The sequence below is a fragment of the Pseudomonas sp. JL23 genome, assembly GCF_056933585.1.
Map to the genome: position 1 here is coordinate 4,064,278 of NZ_CM167795.1, position 21,185 is coordinate 4,085,462.

21 protein-coding genes are annotated in these 21,185 nt (G+C 60.6%); 8 read left to right on the top strand and 13 right to left on the bottom strand.

Features of this window, described 5'->3' with window-relative positions; translation table 11 throughout:
• Positions 1-3: 3 nt before the first annotated feature.
• On the bottom strand, positions 4-1,518 hold the full coding sequence (locus AC1Z24_RS18800; RefSeq protein WP_483742148.1) for an ATP-binding protein: 1,515 nt from the start codon (positions 1,516-1,518) through the stop codon (positions 4-6).
• Positions 1,519-1,862: 344 nt separating this feature from the next.
• Between AC1Z24_RS18800 and AC1Z24_RS18805 the strand changes: the two genes are divergently transcribed.
• Complete coding sequence (locus tag AC1Z24_RS18805; RefSeq protein WP_483742149.1) at positions 1,863-3,071, top strand: MFS transporter; 1,209 nt, start codon at positions 1,863-1,865, stop codon at positions 3,069-3,071.
• 220 nt (positions 3,072-3,291) lie between these two features.
• Here the strand turns inward: AC1Z24_RS18805 and AC1Z24_RS18810 are convergent, their stop codons facing one another.
• From AC1Z24_RS18810 to AC1Z24_RS18830, 5 genes are all read right to left on the bottom strand, one after another.
• Positions 3,292-5,550 (bottom strand): xanthine dehydrogenase family protein molybdopterin-binding subunit, encoded by a 2,259-nt coding sequence (locus AC1Z24_RS18810; RefSeq protein WP_483742150.1) that lies wholly within the window; start codon positions 5,548-5,550, stop codon positions 3,292-3,294.
• Complete coding sequence (locus AC1Z24_RS18815; RefSeq protein ID WP_483742151.1) at positions 5,547-6,011, bottom strand: (2Fe-2S)-binding protein; 465 nt, start codon at positions 6,009-6,011, stop codon at positions 5,547-5,549. Before AC1Z24_RS18815 ends, AC1Z24_RS18810 begins: the two co-directional genes overlap by 4 nt.
• Positions 6,008-7,285 (bottom strand): c-type cytochrome, encoded by a 1,278-nt coding sequence (locus AC1Z24_RS18820; protein ID WP_483742152.1) that lies wholly within the window; start codon positions 7,283-7,285, stop codon positions 6,008-6,010. The genes AC1Z24_RS18815 and AC1Z24_RS18820 overlap by 4 nt, the downstream gene beginning before the upstream one ends.
• 240 nt (positions 7,286-7,525) lie before the next feature.
• A complete protein-coding gene (locus AC1Z24_RS18825) occupies positions 7,526-8,518 on the bottom strand; it encodes an MBL fold metallo-hydrolase (RefSeq protein ID WP_483742153.1) in 993 nt (330 codons plus the stop codon).
• A gap of 241 nt (positions 8,519-8,759) precedes the next feature.
• Positions 8,760-9,647 (bottom strand): LysR family transcriptional regulator, encoded by an 888-nt coding sequence (locus tag AC1Z24_RS18830; protein ID WP_483742154.1) that lies wholly within the window; start codon positions 9,645-9,647, stop codon positions 8,760-8,762.
• Positions 9,648-9,782: 135 nt separating this feature from the next.
• On the opposite strand from AC1Z24_RS18830, the gene AC1Z24_RS18835 reads away from it, so the two are divergent.
• Together AC1Z24_RS18835 and AC1Z24_RS18840 are read left to right on the top strand one after the other, a co-directional pair.
• A complete protein-coding gene (locus tag AC1Z24_RS18835) occupies positions 9,783-10,805 on the top strand; it encodes an alpha/beta hydrolase (RefSeq protein WP_483742155.1) in 1,023 nt (340 codons plus the stop codon).
• Between the two features lie 70 nt (positions 10,806-10,875).
• A complete protein-coding gene (locus AC1Z24_RS18840) occupies positions 10,876-12,306 on the top strand; it encodes a mechanosensitive ion channel domain-containing protein (protein ID WP_483742156.1) in 1,431 nt (476 codons plus the stop codon).
• On the opposite strand, the gene AC1Z24_RS18845 is transcribed toward AC1Z24_RS18840, so the two are convergent.
• A complete protein-coding gene (locus AC1Z24_RS18845) occupies positions 12,303-13,202 on the bottom strand; it encodes a LysR substrate-binding domain-containing protein (RefSeq protein WP_483742157.1) in 900 nt (299 codons plus the stop codon). The two genes, AC1Z24_RS18840 and AC1Z24_RS18845, sit on opposite strands and share 4 nt — an antisense overlap.
• Positions 13,203-13,348: 146 nt before the next feature.
• Between AC1Z24_RS18845 and AC1Z24_RS18850 the strand changes: the two genes are divergently transcribed.
• Positions 13,349-13,492: a zinc-binding dehydrogenase gene (locus AC1Z24_RS18850; protein ID WP_483742158.1), complete on the top strand. Its 144-nt coding sequence runs from the start codon at positions 13,349-13,351 to the stop codon at positions 13,490-13,492.
• 39 nt (positions 13,493-13,531) lie between these two features.
• Here AC1Z24_RS18850 and AC1Z24_RS18855 read toward each other — a convergent pair whose 3' ends face one another.
• From AC1Z24_RS18855 to AC1Z24_RS18865, 3 genes are all read right to left on the bottom strand, one after another.
• Positions 13,532-14,308, bottom strand: coding sequence for an alpha/beta hydrolase (locus AC1Z24_RS18855; RefSeq protein WP_483742159.1), 777 nt, complete (start codon positions 14,306-14,308; stop codon positions 13,532-13,534).
• A 141-nt stretch (positions 14,309-14,449) separates the two neighbouring features.
• A complete protein-coding gene (locus tag AC1Z24_RS18860) occupies positions 14,450-15,172 on the bottom strand; it encodes an autoinducer binding domain-containing protein (RefSeq protein ID WP_483742160.1) in 723 nt (240 codons plus the stop codon).
• Positions 15,173-15,414: 242 nt separating this feature from the next.
• The gene (locus AC1Z24_RS18865) at positions 15,415-15,678 is read right to left on the bottom strand and encodes a hypothetical protein (RefSeq protein ID WP_483742161.1); all 264 of its coding nucleotides are present in this window, start codon (positions 15,676-15,678) and stop codon (positions 15,415-15,417) included.
• A 411-nt stretch (positions 15,679-16,089) separates the two neighbouring features.
• Here AC1Z24_RS18865 and AC1Z24_RS18870 point away from each other — a divergent pair, with 411 nt between their 5' ends.
• The 3 genes from AC1Z24_RS18870 (at position 16,090) to ampC (ending at position 18,200) form a co-directional block, all read left to right on the top strand.
• A complete protein-coding gene (locus AC1Z24_RS18870; RefSeq protein WP_483742162.1) occupies positions 16,090-16,530 on the top strand; it encodes a CBS domain-containing protein in 441 nt (146 codons plus the stop codon).
• A 161-nt stretch (positions 16,531-16,691) separates the two neighbouring features.
• Positions 16,692-16,817, top strand: coding sequence for a hypothetical protein (locus AC1Z24_RS18875; protein WP_483742163.1), 126 nt, complete (start codon positions 16,692-16,694; stop codon positions 16,815-16,817).
• 225 nt (positions 16,818-17,042) lie between these two features.
• Positions 17,043-18,200, top strand: a complete 1,158-nt coding sequence (ampC, locus tag AC1Z24_RS18880; RefSeq protein ID WP_483742164.1) for a class C beta-lactamase — start codon at positions 17,043-17,045, stop codon at positions 18,198-18,200.
• A 69-nt stretch (positions 18,201-18,269) separates the two neighbouring features.
• On the opposite strand, the gene AC1Z24_RS18885 is transcribed toward ampC, so the two are convergent.
• The 3 genes from AC1Z24_RS18885 to AC1Z24_RS18895 are packed head-to-tail and all read right to left on the bottom strand — an operon-like array spanning position 18,270 to position 19,889.
• Complete coding sequence (locus AC1Z24_RS18885) at positions 18,270-18,656, bottom strand: hypothetical protein (RefSeq protein ID WP_259108609.1); 387 nt, start codon at positions 18,654-18,656, stop codon at positions 18,270-18,272.
• Between the two features lie 24 nt (positions 18,657-18,680).
• The gene (dmeF, locus tag AC1Z24_RS18890; RefSeq protein ID WP_483742165.1) at positions 18,681-19,604 is read right to left on the bottom strand and encodes a CDF family Co(II)/Ni(II) efflux transporter DmeF; all 924 of its coding nucleotides are present in this window, start codon (positions 19,602-19,604) and stop codon (positions 18,681-18,683) included.
• Between the two features lie 9 nt (positions 19,605-19,613).
• Positions 19,614-19,889, bottom strand: a complete 276-nt coding sequence (locus AC1Z24_RS18895) for a metal/formaldehyde-sensitive transcriptional repressor (RefSeq protein ID WP_259108621.1) — start codon at positions 19,887-19,889, stop codon at positions 19,614-19,616.
• Between the two features lie 222 nt (positions 19,890-20,111).
• Here AC1Z24_RS18895 and ehuB point away from each other — a divergent pair, with 222 nt between their 5' ends.
• A complete protein-coding gene (gene ehuB, locus AC1Z24_RS18900) occupies positions 20,112-20,984 on the top strand; it encodes an ectoine/hydroxyectoine ABC transporter substrate-binding protein EhuB (protein WP_483742166.1) in 873 nt (290 codons plus the stop codon).
• The last annotated feature ends 201 nt before the right edge of the window (positions 20,985-21,185 follow it).

Below are 21,185 nucleotides of genomic sequence, written 5' to 3' on the forward strand. Positions count from 1 at the left end.
CGGCTACTGGCTGCTGGCCAGAATTCGTTGATGATGCAGATGATAGATATCGGGTAGCGCCGCCTCAAGGCTGCCTGTTGCCCGCAATTCGCTAAGTGAAGTGCCGAGCGGGCGCGATGCGGGTGCCTCAGGGCTGCGCAACAGCGGGACCTTGCCCGCGCGTTGCAGAATGCACAGGCGGGTCGCTTCGAGCAAGCGGTAGAACTTGAACGGACCTTCGGCAGTGACCACCAGCAGCGACTTCAGGGCCAGGCCAACAATGCAGTCCATCACCTGCGTGCGGGATATGCCCGGCAATATGGCCACCTCACAGGCCTGATACAGCGTGAAGCGCCCTTGCAGCTCGGCAATCCGCCGCAACACCGCCTTTTCATCGCTGCTGAGCATGCGGTAACTCCATTGCAACGATGCTTCCAGGCTCTGATGGCGATCCGGAGCGGTGCGCAGGCCGGCACCCAGCAGATGCAGATGCTCCTGCAGGTTGCTCGCCAGCTCGAACAGCCCCAGGGTCGAGGCCCGTGCCGCAGCCATTTCCAGAGCCAGGGGAATACCATCGAGGCGACGGCAGACCTCTCCGACCAGGGCGACGCTTTGATCATCAAGGGCTGCGCCGTCGTTCTGCGGGAAGAACCAGTCCAGCGCCCGCAAGCGCTTGAGGAATAGCTGCGCCGAAGTGCTGCGCAACACCGTCTGGCGATCCGCGCCCTCTGGGGCCAGCGCCAAAGGCGGCACTACCATGCTGCGTTCGCCATTGATACGCAGCGATTCGCGACTGGTAGCGAGGAAGGTCGAAGCGGGACATGCCTGGATCAAGCACTCGCCGAGGTCAGCCACCGCTTCGATAACATGCTCACAGTTATCGAGCACTATCAGTCGGGGCTTGCGGTTGAGTTCGTCGATAGTCGCTTCCAGCAACGAGGACTGCGCTGTGCAGCCGATGCCCAGGCTGCAGGCCAGGGCGTCGAGCACACGCTCGGGGCAGGTCAGTTGCGCCAGGCAGACGAAGCTGACCGCCTGAGCATCATCGCGGCAATAGCGATGGGCAACCGCCACGGCCAGGGTGGTCTTGCCAATGCCTCCGGCACCGACCAGCGTCAACAACGTCGTGTCCTGCAGCGCCTGACATACCTCGTCGAGCAGGCTTTCACGCCCCACCAGCGGCGTGGCATAGGGCAGGCGCGCCTGGCACGCCAGGGGCAACTGTTCGGCTTCTTCGGCCTCGGCGCCCTCCTCGGCCAGCATCAGCATGTAGCCGCGCCCGGGAATGGTACGGATCAAGTCACGGTCGGCGCCCAAAGCCTTGCGCAAGGCCGAGATGTGCACTTGCAGGTTGTTTTCCTCGACCACGGTATCCGGCCAGACCCGTTGCAGGATTTCATCCTTGCTCACCAGACGGCCGGGACAGTTGATCAACAATTCAAGGATATCGAATGCGCGGGTGCCGATACGCAACGGCAGACCGCTCTTGAAAAGGTCTCTTAGCTCAAGGGAGACATGGACTTGGCCGAGGCTGATCATTGAATTCACTCTTTCCCTAAGTAGTGACAGGCGACTGCCGAACGGCGCCGGCAAAGCCTGGCAATGGGTTTCAACAATGGCGGTATTGACGCATCAAATCAGCTAAAGCCCTTATCCGATATTATCTATAGGGATAGTCCGACTAATACACACAGGTAAAAACTAACGCTTTGGTTTAGTCCACGCAGGCACAGGCCTCGCGCAGCCCTCTAAACCGGGGCCTTTGCCTTTTGCGCAAGGCTACTTTGCAGCGTGGCGGGATACCCTTGAGCGGCGCGCTCCTCTAAGGTGGCGTCCATTGGCGAGCAACCCCACTGCCTCGCCCCTGACTCGAGCACTTGCACATGACCCGGACAAGCACTGCATCCGTCGAAACACCACCTCATACCCTGACCCGCGGCCTGGTACTGCTGTTCGCCTTTTGCTGTGGCGCCATCGTCGCCAATATTTATTACGCCCAGCCCATCGTCGAGTTGATCGCACCGGACATAGGTCTGTCGGCCCATAGCGCCAGCCTGATCGTATCCCTGACCCAGATCGGCTATGCCTTGGGCCTGCTGTTCCTGGTGCCATTGGCCGATCTGGTCGAGAACCGCAAATTGATGCTGGCCACCGCTGTGGTGGCTACCATCGCCCTGCTCTGCGCAGGCCTGGCCGAGCATGCCAACCTGTTTCTCGCCATCTCTCTGCTGATCGGCCTGAGTTCGGTCTCGGTACAGATGCTGATCCCCCTGGCCGCGCACCTCGCACCTGAGCAGACCCGCGGGCAAGTGGTCGGCAATATCATGGGCGGCCTGCTGCTCGGCATTCTCCTGGCCCGGCCGCTGTCCAGTGTAGTGGCCGACCATTTCGGCTGGCGCGTGGTGTTCATGGGCGCTGCAGTGATCATGCTGGCGATTACCCCGGTCATGGCTTTGACCATTCCCGGCCGTACTCCGGACCATAAAGCCAGCTACGGGCAACTGCTCGGCTCGCTGTTTACCCTGCTGCGCAAACACCCGCTGCTGCGTCAGCGCGCGCTGTATCAAGGCCTGCTGTTCGCGGCCTTCAGCCTGTTCTGGACCTCGGCGCCGATTGAACTGGCGCGACAGCATGGCCTGTCGCAAAGCCAGATCGCGATCTTCGCCCTGGTCGGTGCCATCGGCGCCATCGCCGCGCCCTTCGCCGGTCGCCTGGCCGACGCCGGACACACCCAGCGCGCCTCACTGGTAGCAATGATCCTCGCCCCAGTGGCGTTCCTGATCGGGCTGACGTCGCCTGGCTATAGCGTGATCGGCCTGGCCGTCACCGGCATCCTGCTGGACTTCGCCGTGCAACTGAACATGGTTCTGGGCCAGCGTGCGGTCTACGCCCTCGACCCGGCCAGCCGTGGCCGCTTGAACGCGCTGTACATGACCAGCATCTTCATCGGTGGCTCCATCGGCTCGGCCCTGGCCAGCAGCATTTACGAACAGGCTGGCTGGCACGGCGTGATCATGCTCGGCGCAGGCCTGCCCGCGATCGCCCTGGTGGTATTCCTGATCGTTGAACGGGGCCTGAGCGTACGCGCCTGATTCCCGCCGCAAAAACAAAGCCCCCGACCTTGCGGTCGGGGGCTTTTTTGTTGGCGCCAAGGTGGGACCGGCTCTAGCCGGGAAGACGGTATTGCAGGCGATAAAAATGTATTGATCCTGCCCGAGCCTTCCCGGCTAAAGCCGGTCCCACAAAAAACACATCAATTCAGTTGATGAAGCAGCATCTACAGCTAAATAAGACCGTTTTCTAAAGACCGATCTACCCCTCCAACCCCTTCTGCCAGCCACTCCTGGCCAACGGCAGATCCAGCAGTCGCTTGCCCGTGGCATCGGCCATGGCATTACCCAGAGCCGCCGCCATCGGCCCCTGGACAATTTCCGCCGCGCCCAGGAAAGGCTGCCCCGGCTGATCGAGCAGATGCACTTCGACACTGCCCGGCACCGCCGGAAAGCGGATGATCGGGTAACCGCTCCAGTCAAAGCTGCGCACTCCGGCCGGGTCGTACAGGACCTTTTCGTACAGCGTCCAACTGGCCGACTGGACGATTCCGCCCTCCACCTGATTGCGCAAGCCATCGGGGCTTACGATCTGCCCGCAATCCACCGCCGTCACCACCCGGTCGATGATCACTTCACCGGTCTGGCGCTGCACATGCAGCTGTACGGCAATGGCGCAGTAACCCATGACGTTCTTGTAGCGGGCAAACGCAAAGCCGATGCCGCTGCCTGGCCCCGTCGCCTTGTGCGGCCAGGCAAAGGCACTGGCGGCGCTCTTGACCACGGCAATGGCCCGGGGATCGCTCAGGTGTTGCAGGCGGAACTGCACCGGATCTACACCTGCACGGGCAGCCAGTTCATCCAGGGCGCTTTCGATAGAGAACACATTGACATGAGCCCCCAGCGAGCGTTGCGCCGAGGTGCGAAATGGCATGGTCGTGACGAAGTTCATATCGATCTGCGTGTTGGCAATGTCATACAGCGGCACGGCATTGCGATCACCATCGCCTTCAGGCTGGGCAATCGGCACCGAAGGCGCAGGGGTAAAGGGCCGGGCCAGCAACCATGCAGGCATGAGGCGCCCGGCATTGACGATACGTTCGTTATGGGGTGTGCTCCACAGCTCATACTTCCAATTGCGTACCTTGCCGGAGCCATCCAGGTCCGCCTCCACCTCGGTGAGCATTGCCGAGCTGTAAGGCTCCCAGAGGTTTTCCTGTTCGCGCATCCATTGCACCCGCACCGGCTGGCCCGGCAGCGCCATGGCTACCAGAGCGGCATCGGCCGCCGCATCGTCGGCACCGTTATGCCCGTAACAGCCAGATCCCTCGACATGAATGCAGCGCACTTTCGCCACCGGCAGCCCGAGCATCTCGGCAATCCCGGCACGCAACGGATAGACCCCTTGGGTGTGGGTCCAGACCGTCAGCAGATCGTCCTTGTACCAGGCCACCGAGCAGGACGGCCCAATGGAGCCGTGCATCAGATATTGCTTGGTGACCCTGGCGCGATAGGCCTTGGCCGAAGGCGTTTCAAGGCTGCCTTTACTGCCCACCGGGTAGTGCTTTTTCGGCAGGCGAGTCAGCAGCTCATGAATATGTTTTTCATCCGGCAAGGCATTGCCTTCAGTCCAGCGCGCCGAGGCATAACCTTCGCGCATGGCCTTGACTGCCTGCCATTCATCTTTCGCCACCACGGCCAGATAACTGCCATTGCGTACCAGCTTGACCACCCCTGGCAGCTTTTCCAGGGCCGGCTGATCGATGTCGATCAAGGTACTGCCGCGCCGGGGCGGGCGAATCACCCGTACATGCAGCATGCCGGGCAGGCGCATGTCCTGCACGTAACTGGCCCCGCCGCTGACCTTGGCCGGGATGTCCAGGCGCGGCAGCGAATGACCGATCAGCTTGAACTGTGCGGGCTCGGCAACCGGTGACCGGGCACTGGCGTAACGGTGCAGATCGACCCCGGCAACGGCTTCGGTGTAAGGCATGCTGCGGCCATCCGCGGCAACTATCACTGCGTCCCGGGTGCTCAGGCTGGAAGGCTCCAGTTGCCATTGACGAGCCGCAGATTCGACCAGCAACTGGCGCACTTGCGCCGCCGCATTGAACAAGGCCGTACCGCTGTCAAGAATGGTATGGCTGCCGGCGGTATAGCCTTCATTGGGGGTCAGGGCGGTGTCAGCAGTGATGAAGTTGATCAGGCCAGGATTCACCTCAAGACGCTCGGCGGCGATCTGCAACAACGCCGTACGCACGCCGGTGCCCAATTCAACCTTGCCCGTATAGACAGTAATGCCGTGTTCCTTGTCGATTCGCACCCAGGCATCGAGAAAGGGTGTGGCGCGCAGGCTGCCGGGAAGATTCGGGTCCAGCACCACGGTGCCCAGGGTATCCACCTCGGTATCGGCAAAGGCCTGACGCGCGCCCGGCACCATGGCAAAGCCCACCACCAGCGCGCCGCCGATGAGGAATGAGCGACGTCCCGGATCGATGGGCAAATCCTCTCGGCGCGTCATACCCGCACCCCGCTGGCGACCACGGACTGGATCGCTTCGATAATGCGCATATGGGTGCCGCAGCGGCACAGGTTGGGCGCCATATGCTCGCGAATCTGCTGTTCATCCGGCTGAGGGTTGTCTTGCAATAACGATTGAGCGCGCATGATCATCCCGGCAATGCAGTAACCGCACTGGGCCGCCTGTTTGTCGATAAAGGCCTGTTGCAAAGGCCCCGGCGCCTGCTGGTTGCCCAGGCCTTCGACGGTGCGAATGCTGCGCCCGGCCGCTGCCGAGCACGGCAGCAGGCAGGAGAACACCGGTTTGTCGGCGACCATCACGGTACAGGCGCCACACTGGCCCAGGCCGCAGCCGTACTTGGCGCCATTGAGTTCAAGGTGGTTGCGCAAGGCGTACAGCAGCGGCATATCCGGGTCGATATCCAAAGCGTGGTCACGACCATTGACGTTCAGGTTGATCATTTCGCGTGTCCCTCTTGGCGCAGGCTGCTAATGGTTTTATCCAGATCGGCCCAGGGACGGGCGGAACAGGTTTGCTCGCGCAGATAGCCGGCAATGGCGGCTATCTGGCTGTCGTTCAGGCTATTGGCGAAGGCCGGCATGTAATGACTGGCGTCACCCCGTGACAACGGGATGCCATCGAGCACGGTCTTGATCAGGTTGCGCGGGCTGTCGGCGCGCAAAGCGGAGGACTGCTCAAGACCAGGCCGACCATCGACCATACGCATCGGCGCTGCCGGGCCATGGCAACCGGCGCAAGCACCGGTAAATAGCGTGGCCCCTTCAGTTGCCGCCGCTACCGCAGGTTGAGCCTGCGCGCAGGGTGGCGCCTTGGATGCTGAAGCAGCGGGTTGCAAACTGAGGATGTAATCGGCAATCGCCTGCACATCGGCGCTCGGCAATTGCGCCAGGCTAAGGCTTACCGGCAGCATCGGCCCGGCCGCCGCGCCATGCCCCTCGGCGACCTGACCACGCAGATAGGCTTGCAACTGCTCGGCATTCCAGGGGTGAGCGCCCTCGCCCAGGCCGCGCAACGACGGCGCATCCCAGCCATCGACGACACCGCCATTGAACAACTCACCACCCTTTTCGCCGCCGATGAAATTCAACGGTGAATGGCACGACGAACAATGCCCTGCGCCCTCCACCAGATAGCGCCCGCGATTCCATTGCGTCGATTGTCCGGCTACGTCCTGCAAGGGTGCGCCGTGCAGAAACAGCAGGTTCCAGAACGCTACCAGCGGACGGAAATTCATCGGGAACATCATCTGGTTGGGCGGCGCATGGGCTTCGACCGGGTCCACGCTCATCAAGAAGGCGTAGGCATCGCGGATATCCCGGTCCGACATCCGGCTGTAATGCACGTAGGGAAAAGCCGGATAGAGCAGATGCCCGTCGCGGGCGATGCCTTTGCGCATCGCCCGGATAAACGCCTCTTCCGGCCACAGGCCGATGCCGCTGGCAGGGTCCGGGGTGATATTGGTGGTGTACAGGGTGCCGAATGGCGTCACCAACGGCAGACCGCCGGCCATATAGGCGCCACCCGGACGGGTATGGCAGACCGCACAGTCGCCCTGCTCCACGACCCTGGCGCCACGCCGGATACTTTCAGGGTCTTGACTGGCAACGGCTTTGGGCAATGGCGCAATCGCCGGGCGCCACATCAGCGCAAAGGCAATCACCAGACCTGCGACGGCTAACGCAAGCCCGCCCTGAACAAGGGTTTTACGCCTCATGTACGCTCCTCGAACTGCGCACGTCCCGGTTGGAACCGTGCAAACACTTCACGTTAGGGGGAGCCCTGGATCGAGAGAATGTACCTGCGCCGCAACACTGATTTGCGCTTTGCACAACGCCCGTCCAAGGCCATGCCTTAACCTTAGAGTCCGTACGTGTATCAGGCTTGGATGGGCGTGCTCAAAAGAGGTCAATGCGGCGCTCAACAACACTCAACGCCGCTGCAAAGAAGGACTCGGTTATTCGAGAAGCGGTACTTTGGCCGCCCGTTGGTAAGGGCCGTACTCAACCGGTATCCACTGGAAATGCGTGTCCTGTTGGCCGATGTGACCCATGCCCGGAAATGGCAGGTGCGCCGCCGCAACCCAGATTTTGCTCTTCGCCGCAGCACTGAACACCTGCTCGCGACTGGCAATGGCCTCTTTGCCACTGGTATCGAAGCCGATGGACACTTCCGGATGCTCGAACTGCACCGCCAGGTTATGAATCAGGTCGCCCATGAACAGGATGGTCTGGTCCTTGGAGGTAAATTGATAGGTGGTACTGCCCGGCGTGTGTCCGGCCTCCAGGGTGGTCTTCACTTCCGGCACAGGCGACTCGCCCGGCGCGAAGGTCTTGAAGTGCGCCGCCGCGATATAAGGCGCGGTGGATTCCTGGGCGATCTTGAAAAAGACCCGGGCCGCTTCCGGCACCTTGCTCAAGGCAGTGGGGTCCAGCCAGTAATCGGCTTCCGGCTTGGCGGCATAGACCATGGCATTGGCGAACACCGGTTTCTTCTGGGCATCAACCAGTCCGCAGACGTGATCCAGATGAAGGTGGGTCAGCAGGATGGTATCGACCTGCTCCGGCTGATAACCCGCCGCGCGGATATTCGCCGACAGCCAGCCGGCCGTTTCACCCATGCATTGCCCGGCGCCGGTATCGACCAGAATCAGATGCTCGCCGGTATTGATCAGGAAAGCGTTGAACGCGGTCTGCACACCCGTCGAATCGATGTCGCGACGGGCAAGCAGTGCACGAATCTTGCTCTGGGTCATGCCCTGGAGCAGCTTGGGCGACAGGTCGTTGTAGCCGTCAAATAACGCCGTAACTTCGTAGTCGCCCACGGCCAGTCGGTAGTAACCGGGCACCTGGGTCTTCTGCTGCGCCGGTGCCTGGGCCATGGCGGCGCTGGAAGCCAGTAGCAGCGACAGGCCCAGCCCGCGAATGAGGGGAGATAAGGATAACGGCATGGCGTCCTCGCACTTGGATTCATCACCACACGCCAGGGTGGCGTGTGCATTGGCGGGAATCATGGCTGCGTGAGGACGAAGGGGGATTGAATGGCTGTGCTGGTTTTGCCGAACAGAACAGTGCGCTAACCGGTGGGACCGGCTTTAGCCGGGAAGACGTCGGCAAAAGCGATGCATCTATTGGCCTGTACCATTGCATTCCCGGCTAAAGCCGGTCCCACATCAGACGGGCGCGGCGGCTCTAGCCCAACTCGATAAGGTGCTCCTTGAGAAACTCGATCAACGCCTGCACCGGTCGCGAACTCTGGCGGTGTTGCGGGTACACCGCCGACAGCACCAGCGGCTCGGTGCGGTATTCGTCCAACACCCGCACCAGGCGACCCTCCTTCAGTTGCTCACCGACGATAAACAGCGGCAGGTAGGTAATGCCCAAACCAGCCACCGCGGCATCGCGCAGCAGGTCACCGTTATTGGCGCGCATGCGTCCGCACAGGTTGATGGTCAGCGGCTTGCCGTTGCGTTCGAAGCGCCATTGCACCTGGCGGCTGTGGCCATAGGGCAGGCAATCGTGATCCTTGAGTTCCTCAGGTATCTGGGGCGCGCTGCGTGAGGCCAGGTAATCCGGACTGCAGCAGTAGACCCGGTCGATCAGGGCGAGGCGCCGGGCAATAAGCGTCGAGTCCTCCAGCAGGCCGATACGCAGGGCCAGGTCATAGCCCTCCCCCAGCAAGTCCACCGAACGGTCGCTCAGGTCCAGCTCCACCGAAACCTCGGGATAACGTTGCAGAAACAACGGCAGCAGGCAGCCGAGATGGGCCATGGCAAAGGACAGCGGTGCGCTCAGGCGAATGGTGCCTCGTGGCTGGGCGTTCTGCCCGGCGATGCTCTGCTCGGCCTGCTCGACTTCGGCGACCAGGCGCAAGGCCGATTCGTAATAAGCCTGGCCCAATGGCGTGACATCGAGGCGGCGGGTGGAGCGATTGAGCAGGCGTACGCCGAGGCGCTCTTCCAGTTGCATCAGGCGGCGGCTGATGAATTGCTTGGACAGGCCCAACTGATCGGCCGCTGCCGTGAAACTGCCCGACTCCATCACCTGGGCAAAAATACGCATATCTTCAAACTGATTCATTGTCACGCTCAGGTGGACAGTCAAACGCCTTTCAGCGGATTTATCACGTCATGGCATCCTATTAATCTGTGTCCATCGCGCTGCAACTGCCAGCGCAACAACCCGAACAGATTATTTGCTCACAAGGAATTGCCCATGAACATCTTCAAGAAAGCCGCCACCGTAACCGTACTGGCACTGGCCATCAACTCGGCCTTCGCCTCGACGCCGACCACCCAGGTCGAACACCAGACCCAGACATTCCTCAATGCCCTGAACGCAGGTGGCGGTCGCCCTCTTGAAGAACTCAGCCCTGCCGATGCCCGCGCCGTACTCACCGGTGCGCAGAAATCGGTGAAAGTCGACGTGTCCGGCACCGAGGTCAGCGACCGTACCATTCAGGTCGACGGTCAGTCGGTTGCCCTGAAAATCGTTCGTCCGGCCCACGTCAAAGGCAACCTGCCGGTATTCATGTTCTTCCACGGTGGCGGCTGGGTGCTCGGCGACTACCCGACTCACGAACGCCTGATCCATGACCTGGTGGTGGGCTCTGGTGCGGTTGCGGTCTATGTCGGCTACACACCGTCGCCCGAAGCGCACTACCCGACAGCGATCAACCAGGCCTACGCCGCCACCCGCTGGGTCGCCGAGCATGGCAAGGAAATCGGTGTCGACGGCACTCGCCTGGCCGTAGCTGGCAACAGCGTCGGCGGCAATATGGCCGCCGTGGTCGCCCTGATGGCCAAGGAACAACACACCCCGAACCTGCGCTTCCAACTGCTGCTGTGGCCGGTGACCGATGCCAAATTCGATACCGCCTCGTACAACGAGTTTGCCGACGGCCACTTCCTCACCAAGAACATGATGAAATGGTTCTGGGACAACTACACCACCGACGCCGGGCAACGTGCACAGATCCATGCCTCGCCGTTGCAGGCGACTCTGGAGCAGTTGAAAGGCCTGCCACCTGCATTGGTACAGACCGCCGGTGCCGACGTGCTGCGTGACGAAGGCGAGGCCTACGCCCGTAAACTGGATGCCGCTGGAGTCGATGTCACTGCGGTGCGCTACAACGGTATGATCCACGACTACGGCCTGCTCAACCCGCTGAGCCAGGTCCCCGAGGTCAAGGCGGCGATGCGTCAGGCGGCCGGCGAGCTCAAAGCCCACCTCAACTAAACGCACTAATGTTCAAGACAGCCCACCAGTACGTGGGCTGTTCTGTATCAGCCTTTCAGGAAGATCAACCATGTCGTTCATTCAAAGCTACCCGTTTGTTGCCAGCGTCATTGTCCTGTTGATCGACCTGTTGAGCTGGCAACTGCTGCCGTTCAAATACCGGATTTATAAAGTCGCGGCACGCCTAGTGTTGTTTCTGGCCTACAGCGCCGTGATCGTCAGCGCGGGCATGAGTCCACTGGATGCGGCACCCTGGCCGGAAGACGGCCCGCGTCACCTCGCCGCCATTGCCTTGAGCATTCTCTGGTGGCTGCTGGCCGCACGGACCCTGACCGGCGTGCTCGGCATTCTCCTGACCCGGCGCATCGGCCATAGCGGCCGCCTGTTGCAGGAAGTCATGGGCGCAGTGATTTTCCTCATTGCTGCCGTCGCGGCAGCGGGCTACGTCCTGCAACTGCCGGTGCAAGGCCTGCTGGCTACGTCGGGGGCCATGGCGATCATTGTCGGCCTGGCGTTGCAGAGCACTTTGAGCGACGTGTTTTCCGGCATCGTCCTCAATACCACCAAACCCTATCAGGTGGACGACGTGGTCAGCATCGATGGCGTCGAAGGCAAGGTCGTCGATATCGACTGGCGCGCCACCCATTTGCTCACTGGCACCGGCAGTACTGCCGTGGTGCCCAACTCGGTGGCGGCCAAGGCCAAGATCGTCAACCTCAGCCGACCCAGCGATTGCTTCGGCATTTCCGTGACCATCATGGTCTCGCCGAATATCCGTCCGCGCCGGGTGCTTGATGCCCTGGAGCGCGCCCTGCAAGGCAGCAGTGCACTGTTGCCTTCGCCCAAGCCGCGAGCCATGGTCAAGGAAGCCAGCCCGACCACCATCGAATACAGCATCACCGGCTCGATCCGCTCTTTGGACAATAAAGTCGACGTACGTAATCTGCTGTTCGACCTGGCGTATCGTCATCTGGAAGCCGCCGGCATTGCCTGGCAGTCGGATATCAGCACCGATAACAGCATGTCCCGGGCCCGGGCCTTGCTGGAAGATGTGAAGATCTTCAAGTCGGTCAACGCCGAAGAGAAAAATCATCTGGCACAGAATCTGGTGCCCCATGACTACGTCGCCGGGCAGGTGATCCTTGAGTCGGGTGAAGTCAGTGACAGTCTGCTGGTAATCGCCACGGGTGTGGTGTCGGCGACGGTCTCCGATGGCAACCGCTCGGTGGAAGCCGGTCGCATGGGGCCGACCGAGGTGATGGGCGAACAAAGCATTCTCGCCGACACGCCGTCCGACGCGCGCTTTACCGCCCTCACCTCCTGCGTGGTCTATCGCCTGGAAAAATCCGTGGTGCGCAGCGCCATGGAACGCCAGGCGGAAATCACCCGTGCGTTGAAAAAACTCCAGGCCGTGCGCCAACACGGCAGCGAAAGCGTGCTGCTGCAAAAGCCCACAGCCGTGCGTAAGGCCGGGTTCCTTGGCTGGTTGCAGACACGCTAGAAGACTGGACGCTGCGCCATCATCACCTTCAGCTCGTCGATGAACAGTCGCAGGTCAGGGGCTGGCTGGGCCAAGGCGCGCAGGATATGGATACCGGTTTGCGCGCAGGGCCGCTGGGCCAGTTCGGGCAACAGATGCACCAGGCTGCCGTCGAGCACATCGTCGCCGACCACCCAGTCCGGCAGGTAGGCAATCCCGCGCCCGCCAACGGCCGCCAGGCGCATGGCTTCGAAATCGTCGCAACGCAAGGCCGCCTGCTCCACCGGCTGCCCCAGCACATCGCGCCAACCGAGCAGATCAGCGCCATGCAGCTTGTCGAGCAAGCGATGTTCGCTCAGTTGGGCGGTGGATTGCGGCGTACCCATAACCCGCAGATAAGCCGGACTGGCACACAACAATCGCCGTTGCGTGGCGATACGGGTAGCGATCAGTGAGCTGTCAGCCAGCTCGCCAATGCGTACGACCGCGTCGAGACGATCGACCACCGGATCCTCGACCCGCTCAGTCAGGTCCAGCTCCACGCGCAGGGAGGGGTGCCGGTCACTCAGTCGGCAGATCAGTGGAATCACGTAACGCTTGCCGAAGGTAGGGAAACACGCCACCCGCAACAGGCCGCCCAGTTCCCCCTTCATTGACGCGATTTCCTGCTGGGCGTCGTCCAGTTCGTCGAGGATGCGCCGCGCCCTGATCAATAAGGCGCGACCACTGTCGGTCAGGCTCAGCGCCCGGGTCGAACGCTGGAACAACGTGGTATCGAGCTGGGTTTCCAGGGCTGTGATCTGCCGCGCCACGGATGACGGCGCCACACCACGACGACGCGCGGCGCCGGAAAAACTGCCCTCACGGGCTACTTCAGTGAAGATGCCGAGAAAATCGGCAAATCCTTCGATTCTCATCGTGCGCTCCACGCAAAGCTGTTTGGCGACTACAGTCGATTATCGACAGGACCCAAAGCGTCTATGGTGTTCGCAACCCGTAACTTATGCAAACAGCGCACAGCTGCGACCTGAATGCAGCAAGTGCGCGATCTCGCGCTGATGAGGTGATTGATTATAAGCAGGAAGACCTTGCAGTCCGCGGCCTGAAGCCGATCATCGACAGCGTATTCCCCCTGGCCAGAGCCGTCGATGCGCATCGGCGGATGGAGTCGAACGAGAGTATCGGCAAGATCATTCTGACGCCCTGATCCCTGCCACCACCAACCTCGCTCCCACAAGTGCCAGTCTTATTTCCCGTCAAGCGCGTGCTGCGCAGCCTGTTCAATCAGTGCCGCCACTTCTTTCGGATGGGACTCGTACACTGCATGGCTGGCGCCATCGATCTCGATGGTGTGGGCATTGGCGCGCTTGGCGTACATGCGCTCCAGGTCCGGGTTGATGATGCGATCGGACTTGGCCACGGCGTACCAGCTTGGCTTGGTTTTCCAGGCGGCATTGGTCGCGGCGGTAGTGAAGACCGAAGCCGAGGTCAGCGCCTGAGCGTTGGCTTCGAACTCAGCCTGGGCCTTGGGCAGGTCGGCGGCAAAGTCAGCCGGGTAGAACGCCGGATCCAGATAGAGGAAACCATCGGCGGTCTTCTTCACTGCCTTGGTGGCGTTGGGGAATTTCTTGCCGTTTTCGGCTTCGGTTTCACCGACATCCAGAGCGTGAGCGGCAATGTATACCAGGCCCGCAACGTGATCGTCAGTCCCGGCATCGGAAATCACCGCACCGCCATAGCTGTGCCCTACCAGAATGGTCGGGCCATCCTGCATCGCCAGAATGCGTTTGACCGCAGTCACGTCCTCGGCAAAGCCGGTCAGGGGATGCTGGGCAATGGAGACGTGATAACCGTCTTTTTCCAGAATGTCATACACCGGTTTCCAGCCTGCGCCGGTCACGAAGGCACCGTGTACCAGTACGATGTTGTGGATCGGTGCGGCAGGCGCGGCCTGGGCCATACCAGCGGCGAGCAGGGTCAGGGATGCAGCGGCGAACAAGGTGCGGGCGCTGAGCATTTTCATGGAATTCGTCTCGACAGAGTGATCGTTAAGGCAAGCCGATGTTGGCCAGTTATCAGTCGGACGAACGCCGAAAAGACTTATTCCATGCCGATGAAATTATTTTTTTGCGCCCCGCAAAACATCATGAGCCGCCGCTTTTATTCACTCGACTGCAATCAAGCCTCGGGCCATTGCCACACAGACGGCCTGGCGACGATTGGTGGCACCGAGTTTGCGAGTGGCATTGGCGATATGAAAATTGATGGTGCGCTCCGAACATCCGAGGATGCAGCTTATTTCCCAGGTGGTTTTACCCGCACCGGACCATTTCAACACTTCAAACTCGCGCAGGGTCAGGTCGCTGTGTAATTCATCCGGATGATTCAGATGTTTGCGCGCGCCTTCCAGCATAAAGGGAATAAGCATGAGCAGTTTGCCGAGCGGGCCATTGAGATCTTCATCAAACTCATATTCCTGCTTTTTGCGTTGAGCAACACTGAGTGATCCACTCATATCGTTGTAACGCAATGGAATGCTCACCCCGTGTATAAGGCCATGTCGTTCGTAGGTACGCCAGAACCCCACGGATCCGCCGCGTGCACGCCTGCGCGCCGGCTCCCAGAACAATGGCACAAAATGGCGGCGGCAATGCCTGAGTATCGGGTCTACGACAATAAGGTTTTCATCTTTATAACTACGGATCCATTCAACAGGATAATTGGTCACGGTATGATGGAAGGGATCATTAATCGTCGAAAATCCGGGATTCATCAGATAATGCTCATATCCGATTCGCTGTAACACTGCGCGCAATTGACTTTCCCAGTCACGCTTATATGCCGTCCGGGCAAGCACAGAGAAGTCGTCCAACATCTCTTTGTTCATTTTCATGCCTATGGGGAATGACACACGAAGGTCACCCGTGCAGGCGGCGATGATAACGTGTTCTCCAAGTTGAAATGTAAGGCCGAGATGACCAACGAAGTAAGATTTTTCCTACCTTAATGTATGAATTTGCGATAACAAATGCGCGAGCCATCTTGTTTTCCCGCAGCCTGGTTCGCAAACGCCAGACAGCAAAAAGCCCGGCAACCCGGGCTTTTTTCCAACCGCATGGGCGGTCGTAATCAGTAGCGCTGGTACTGCGAACCGAACTCGCGACGGTTCTCGGCAACCATGACCTTGCCCTGTTCCAGGGACTGGCTGAACGCTTTGTCACCGGCCTGGGCAACACGAACTTGCTTGCCGTCAGCGTGGACACGATCAACCAGACGCAGGCTGCTCGCGGCGCTGGCCATCGAAGGCTGGCTGGTGACGGTTTGTGGGCTGGCCATGGCTGCAGTAGCGGTCAGGACAGAAAGGGCAAAACCAAAGGCAATGGCGCGTTTCATGATGTTTCTCCAAGAGGCTTGATGAAGTGGTGAGTCGCTAAGTGATGGGCCAAATCTACGGCCACCCGCCCTCGATGAAAAACCACCCGTACGCATACCAACTATCGATAGCGCTGATCCAGCCCCGCAAAAGGCTCTAGCCCGATGATTGCGGGGCCAAGGGCTGACTCGCCATCCACTTAAGTCCAATTGGAAACCCGCACCATGACGTTTTCCCACTGCCCGATGCCGCATTCACGCTTGCTCTGCGGGCTTGTGTCTATGATTCTGTAGGAGCTGCCGAAGGCTGCGAATGAGGTCGTCTGACACAATGATTTCGCAGCCTTCGGCAGCTCCTACAAACCGTGAGCCCCCAGGCAATCAATAACAAGGGCACGCCGCCCCTATACAAAGCCACACCGGAGAACGCCCATGAAGACCGTTGCCCAGCTCCTCAAGCTCAAAGCCCTGGACCACCAGCAGGTCCACACCATCGGCCCCGACCAGATGGTTCTCGAAGCATTGCAGTTGATGGCCGAGAAAAACATCGGTGCCCTGCCGGTGGTACAAGGAGGCAAGGTCGTCGGGGTAGTCAGTGAGCGTGACTACGCGCGCAAGATGATTCTCAAGGGCCGCTCCTCCGTGGGTACGCCGGTCAGCGCCATCATGAGTTCGCCGGTGATCACCGTTGACTCGTCACAGGGCGTCGAGGCCTGCATGGCGCTGATGACCGACAAACATCTACGCCACTTGCCAGTGGTGGACAACGACCAATTGCTCGGGCTGCTGTCCATCGGTGACCTGGTCAAGGAAGCCATCGATGAACAGGCCAGCCTGATCGAGCAGATGGAGCAGTACATTCGCGGCGAATGACCTAGCCCTGGCGCCGCAGCACCCGCACCAGCAATCGCGACGGGCTTTGCGGCCCCAGATGCAGGCTGTTGCGCGCCACTCGCCGTTGCGCAGCCTGCTCTGGAGCTACATAACTATTACTTCAACGACGGCTATCGCGACGGTGGTGATGACCGCAAGGAGTGACCCAGGACGGTTATTTCAAAGGTCTGGGCACCCAGTTCAGCCATGCCATTTCGCGCTCGACCTACTCGGATGACCGGGATAACTACCGCATCTACCTGACCTATGAAATCGCTTTTTGGTAGATGAAGGCGTCACTCATTTGCCGATTCGCGGGCAAGCCTCGCTCCAACGAATGCGGATGATTGCGTGGGAGCGAGGCTTGCCCGCGAAGAACGATGACGCGGTGCACCTGACTCACCGCGTCACCCGACTCCAGGGCAAGCCCTTCCCCAACAAGCGTATATTGTCCAATTGGAGCGAGCGCGGAAGTGGCGCTCGTGCAAATGAATCAATGGACCTTTTCATTCATGCAAACCCGTCTAAAAATCACCACAGGGATCTTCGCTGCTACCGCCTTGCTGCTGTCACTCGACGCCAGCGCCCAGACCCCGGACACCCTGCAAACCCTGGTCAGCCACGCCGTCCAGCCCACCATGAAAGCCCAGAATATCGCCGGCATGGCCGTCGCAGTGATCAAGGATGGCAAACCCCGTTATTTCTATTTCGGCCTGAGTTCCCGGGACACCATGGAGCCCTTGAACCGTCATACCCTGTTCGAACTGGGCTCGATCAGCAAAACCTACACCGCCACCCTCGCCGGCTGGGCCCAGGCCCAAGGCAAGCTGCAATTGACCGACGTGGCGAGCCAGCACCTTCCTGCACTCAAGAACACGGCCTTCGCCGGTATCCGCCTGCTCAACCTGGCCACCTACACCGCTGGCGGCCTGCCGTTGCAGTTCCCGGACGCCTACGACAGTCACGACAAGATGCTCGACTACTTCACGACCTGGAAACCCACCGAAGCCGTGGGCGCCCGCCGCCAGTATTCCAACCCCAGCATCGGCCTGTTCGGCTACCTGGCGGCACAAAGCCTGGGCAAGCCATTCAACGAGTTGATGGAAGGCAGCCTGTTTCCCGAACTGGGTTTGAAGAGCAGCTATATCGATGTGCCCAAGGAAGAAATGAGCTTCTATGCCCAGGGCTACACCAAGACCGACCAGCCGACTCGCCTGAAGGGTGGCGCGCTGGATGCCGAGGCTTACGGCGTCAAGACCAACCTGGAAGACATGGCCCGCTTCCTTCAGCTCAACATGCAACCCAAAGAGCTGCCCGCGCCCCTGCAACAGGCCATCGCCACCACCCATGCCGGGTATTACCGTGTAGGCGAGATGAGCCAGGGTCTGGGCTGGGAATCCTATGCCTGGCCTGTGAGCCTGGACACCCTGCAAACCGGCAATGCCCCGGAAATGGTCAGCCAGCCCCATGCGGTGCAATGGCTCAACCCGCCACAGGCGCCGGAAGGTGACGTGCTGTTCAACAAGACCGGCTCAACCAACGGCTTCGGCAACTATGTGGCCTTCGTGCCGGGCAAGGGATTGGGCGTGGTGATACTGGCGAATAAGAATTACCCCAATGCCGATCGCGTGAAGATTGCTTACGAGCTCCTTGGAGCTGCAAGCCGCTAGCTTCAAGCCTCAAGCTAAATGCGGTCTGCTTCTAACTCGCAGCTCATAGCTTGCCGCTTGCAACTGCTTTCAAGCATCCCTGAGCAAGTCATGGGCATTGAGCAGGGTGTAGGCGATTTCCGGCCGCTTCTCCATGCCCCGGCGAATCGCAGCGGGGATGGAGGCCCGGGTCTTGCGACACAGGCCCGGCAGTTCATGAATCTGGATCTGGATACCACGCATGCTGCGCACTTCGTTGAAACCGGGGGCGATTTCCAGGCGAATGCCCAGTTGCTCATAGAGCTTGCGCTGCATGTGTTCCAGATCCGGCAGGCTGCTGATGTTTTCCAGGCGCTCGAGCAGGCGCTTTTCCTCCTGCCGGGTGAGGCAGAGGATGCGCAGTTCGGCGCCTGACAGCTGTTCCCTTCCGCAGTCGCAGGCGCCGGGCGGACAAGGTTGACGAATGGGCTGGGTCATTCTGCCGATCATAGCCCAAGTCGATCAGATTGCCTGCAGGCGCCGATACTCGACAGTCAGGTGGGAAACCTCATGCACGGGCGCCAGGCGTCGACGAATGCTGTCGGCATCGCTGGCGGCATTGCCCAGCACGCTGACAATGGCCGCGCAGACACCGGGGCCGACCCGCCAGACGTGCAGGTCGGTAATCCGCGCCTCCCCACCCGCCTCCACCAGCTCGCGAATTTCCTCGGCCACGTGGGCATCGGTACGATCCAGCAGCACCCCTGCGGTATCACGCATCAAGGTCATGGCCCAGCGCGCAATCACCAGGGCGCCGACAATGCCCATCGCCGGATCCAGCCACACCCAGCCCAGATAGCGCCCGGCCAGCAAAGCGGCGATGGCCAGGATCGAGGTCACGGCATCGGCCAGTACATGGACGTAGGCCGAGCGCAGGTTATTGTCATGGCCATGACTGTGCTCATGGTCATGATCATGCTCGTGATGATGGTGGTGATGGCCGCCGGACAGCAGCAGCGCACTGACGATATTGACCAGCAGCCCGACCACCGCGATCAGGGTCGCGGTGGCGAACTCGACCCGGGTCGGCTCGAACAGGCGCAGCAGCGACTCGATGCCGATGCCGATGGAAATCAGCCCCAGGATCAGCGCCGAAGCGAAGCCGCCCAGATCACCCACCTTGCCGGTGCCGAAGCTGAAAGCGCTGCTCGCCGCATGACGACGGGCGTAGGCGTAGGCCGCTGCGGCAATCGCCAGGGCACCGGCATGGGTTGCCATGTGAAAACCATCGGCCAACAGCGCCATGGAGCCGGTGAGATAACCGGCGGCAATCTCGCCGACCATCATCACCACGGTCAGGGCCACGACCCACAGCGTACGCCGGGCATTGGCGTCGTGGGCCTCGCCGAGGAAGACGTGGCTGTGGGTGCCAGTTGCATCAGTCATGTTGGTTTCCTATTTCGTGTAACGGCGAATGGCGGTGATCAACTCTTCAACGCCCTGGGCGCGCTCGGCGTCGCTCAAACCGGCTGCGGCGACATGCTCGCGGGCGTGGGCTTCGACGATTTCATCCATCAGGCCATTGATGGCGCCGCGAGTCGCGGCAACCAGATGCAGCGTCTTGGCACAGTCGTGCTCGCCCTCGATGGCCCGTTCGACGGCCTGAATCTGCCCGGCGATGCGTCTGACCCGCTTGAGCAATTCATCCTTGCCGTCTGTAATATGCGACATACCATACCCCCCCTACCTATATGGCGCGCATCTTTGCAGAATCGGTGCCGTGACGCAATCGGCACCGATTGCAGGCATATGCTTATTACCTAAAGATATTTAAATAAAAATTCTTATAGCCTTAAAGTCGACATCCAGTTCCGCGCAATGGTTTGCGTCCTGCTATCAGCAACGATCAGGTCCACTCCTCTTCTTATTTCCCCGACCCTCCAGGCACCTGTGATGAAAGGCATTAAAGCGCTGTCGTTTTCCGCTGTTCTCGGTTCCGCCGTTCTGCTGAACGCGGTGTTCTCATTGTCGGCTTCGGCCGGGTTACTGGAGAAGGGGCGCAGCAGCGGCCTGACCGCCGGGATTGCCAATGAGCAGCCCTACGCCTACATCGGTACCGATGGCAAAGTCACCGGCGCCAATATCGAAGTACTGCAGGCGATCCTTACGCCGCTGGGCATCAGCAAGATCGATACGCCGATTACCGATTTCGGCTCTCTGGTCCCCGGCCTTGCCGCCGGACGTTTCGATCTGATCGGCGCAGGCCTGTTCATCAACAGTGCCCGCTGCAAAGTGATCGGCTACTCCAACCCGGTGACCCGCTCCGGCGGCGCCTTTATCGTCAAGGCCGGTAACCCGCTGAAGCTGCACAGCCTCAAGGACGTGGCCAGCAACGGCAAGGCGCGCCTGGCCACCCAACCGGGCAGCAACCAGGTGCAGGAGGCCAAGGACAGCGGCATTACCGCCGCCAACGTGGTGCTGTTCGACAAGGACACCGAAGCCGTCGCCGCTCTGGATGCCGGTCGCGTCGACGTGGTGTATTTTCCCGATGCCGAAATCATCAGCCTGGTGAAGAAAACCAATAGCCCGACCATCGAACGCGCCCTGCCCTTCGAGCAGATCCCCGATGCCGAAGGCAAACCGACCTGGAATTACCACGCCTATGGCCTGCCGAAAAACGACCCGGCGTTCATTGCGGCCTTCAACGAACAACTGGCCAAACTGCGCGCGTCCGGAGAGCTGCTGAAGATCCTGCAAAAGTACGGCTATACCGAAAATGAGTTGCCTGCGGCAGATATCACTGCCGAGCAGCGTTGCGCGCGTTGAGGCAACCCTGGCGCCAATATGATTTGCAATGACATTGGGCAGGAGCTGCCGAGGGCTGCGAAAGCGAGGTATAGGTTCGCCCCATTCGCAGCCTTCGGCAGCGCCTGGCTGAATGAAATGCTTTTCCCGCAGGAGTGGCTTCAGCCGCGAGGGCGTCCTCCCGGCTAAAGCCGGTCCCACACCCTGCATCTCCCACATGCC